The sequence below is a fragment of the Collimonas sp. GW821-FHT02H07 genome (genome assembly GCF_059421505.1).
In genome coordinates this window covers 1-2,713 of record NZ_JBWKVC010000004.1, presented here as the reverse complement: position 1 = coordinate 2,713, position 2,713 = coordinate 1, and the positions used below count along the sequence as shown (strand labels likewise).

1 pseudogene is annotated in these 2,713 nt (G+C 60.3%); it reads right to left on the bottom strand.

What is annotated here, in order from left to right:
• Positions 1-1,826 (bottom strand): annotated as a pseudogene (locus tag AC07V8_RS07970) (ESPR-type extended signal peptide-containing protein); the annotation flags it as partial.
• Between the last annotated feature and the right edge of the window lie 887 nt (positions 1,827-2,713).

The following is a 2,713-nucleotide window of genomic DNA, read 5'->3' as shown; positions in this document are numbered from 1 at the left end:
AGGCCGGTCGAGGTTGATGTCGACAGCGAGGTGATACTGCTGCTGGCTGTGCTCAGACCGGTCGACGTTGATGTCGACAGCGAACTCACGCTGCTGTTGGCTGTGCTCAGGCCGGTGGAAGTCGAGGTCGACAGTGAGTCTACACTGCTGTTGGCGGTGCTCAGGCCGGTAGAAGTCGACGTCGACAGCGAAGTCACGCTGCTGTTGGCGGTGCTCAGGCCGGTCGAAGTCGAGGTCGACAGCGAAGTCACGCTGCTGTTGGTTGTGCTCAGGCCTGTCGAGGTTGAAGTAGACAATGAGTCCACATTGCTGTTGACAGTGCTCAGGCCGGTCGATGTCGACGTCGACAGCGAGTCTACGTTGCTGTTGGCAGTGCTCAGGCCGGTCGAAGTTGACGTCGACAGCGATGTCACGCTGCTGTTGGCAGTACTCAAACCGGTGGAAGTCGACGTCGACAGTGATGTCACGCTGCTGTTGGCTGTGCTCAGGCCGGTCGAAGTTGACGTCGACAGCGATGTCACGCTGCTGTTGGCGGTGCTCAGGCCGGTCGATGCCGAGGTCGACAGCGAACTCACGTTGCTGTTGGTCGTGCTCAGGCCGGTGGAAGTCGAGGTCGACAGCGAACTCACGCTGCTGTTGGTCGTGCTCAGACCGGTCGAAGTCGAGGTCGACAGCGAACTCACGCTGCTGTTGGTCGTGCTCAGACCGGTCGAAGTCGAAGTCGACAGCGATGTCACGCTGCTGTTGGTCGTGCTCAGGCCAGTGGAAGTCGAGGTCGACAGCGAGGTCACGCTGCTGTTGACGGTGCTCAGACCCGTCGAAGTCGAGGTCGACAGCGAACTCACGTTGCTGTTGGTCGTGCTCAGGCCGGTCGATGCCGAGGTCGACAACGAACTCACATTGCTGTCGGTCGTGCTCAGGCCGGTCGACAGCGAGGTCACGCTGCTGTTGACGGTGCTCAGGCCGGTCGAGGCCGAGGTCGACAGCGAGGTCAGCTGACTGACGTTGACGGCGTCGGTCAGTTGCGTGCCGGCCGCCACATTGATGATTTGCCGTTCCTTGCCGACATCGCCTACCGACACCACATTAGTACGGGCGCCATCAAACGAATTCGCACCAATCGCCACCGAGTTGGCGCCGGCGGTCACCCGCGCATTGTCGCTGCCATCGAGCTTGCCGTCGGCTTTAAAGTAGTTGTAGACACCCGCCGCCTGCAAGCTTGATGAAGCGGTTGACAGGGATGCCACGCCGCCGCTTACTGTGCTCAAGGCGGTCGAGGTCGAGGTCGACAGCGAGGTCACGCTGCTGTTGGTCGTGCTCAGGCCTGTCGACAAGGAATTCACGTTGCTGCTGGCGGTGCTCAGGCCGGTCGAGGTAGAGGCCGACAGAGAACTCACGTTGCTGTTGGTCGTGCTCAGGCTGGTCGACGTCGAGGTCGACAGTGAAGCCACGCTGCTGTTGGTGGTGCTCAAACCGGTCGAAGTCGAGGTCGACAGTGAAGCCACGCTGCTGTTGGTGGTGCTCAGGCCGGTGGAAGTCGAGATCGACAACGACGCCACGTTGCTGTTAGTGGTGCTCAAACCGGTGGAAGTCGAGGTCGACAGCGAACTCACATTGCTGTTGGTCGTGCTCAGGCCGGTCGACAGCGAGGTCACGTTGCTGTTGGCGGTACTCAGGCCGGTGGAAGTCGAGGTCGACAGTGAGGCCACACTGCTGTTAGTCGTGCTCAGGCCGGTGGAAGTCGACGTCGACAGCGATGTCACACTGCTGTTAGTCGTGCTCAGGCCGCTCGACGTGGAAGTCGACAGCGATGCCACGCTGCTGTTGGCAGTACTCAAACCGGTGGAAGTCGAGGTCGACAGCGAACTCACAGTGCTGTTGGTCGTGCTCAGGCCAGTCGAAGCCGAGGTCGACAGCGATGTCACGCTACTGCTGCCGCTGCTCAGGCCGGTCGAAATCGAGGTCGACAACGAGGAAACATTGCTGCCGGTTGTACTCAGGCCGCTCGACAGCGATGTCACGTTGCTGCTGGTGGTGCTCAGGCCGGTCGATGAAGAAGTCGACAGTGATGAAATGCTGCTGTTAGTTGTGCTCAAACCGGTGGAAGCCGAGGTCGACAGCGATGTGACGCTGCTGTTGACGGTGCTCAGGCCGGTCGATGAAGAAGTCGACAGCGAAGTAATGCTGCTGTTAGTTGTGCTCAAACCGCTGGAGGTCGAGGTCGACAGCGAACTCACATTGCTGTTAGTCGCGCTCAAGCCGGTCGACAGCGAGGTCACGTTGCTGTTGGCGGTGCTCAGGCCGGTCGAGGTCGAGGTCGACAGCGAATTCACGCTGCTGTTGGCGGTGCTCAAGCCGGTGGAAGTCGAGGTCGACAGCGAACTCACATTGCTATTGGTCGTGCTCAGGCCGCTCGACGTGGAAGTCGACAGCGATGCCACGCTGCTGTTGGCAGTACTCAAACCGGTGGAAGTCGAGGTCGACAGCGAGGTCACGCTGCTGTTAGTGGTGCTCAGCCCAGTCGAGGTCGATGTCGACAGCGATGTGATGCTGCTGTTGGCGGTGCTCAAACCGGTGGAAGTCGAGGTCGACAGCGATGTCACGCTGCTGTTGGTCGTGCTCAAGCCGGTCGACAGCGAGGTCACGTTGCTGTTGGCGGTGCTCAGGCCGGTCGAGGTGGAAGTCGACAGCGATGTAATGCTGCTGTTAGTTG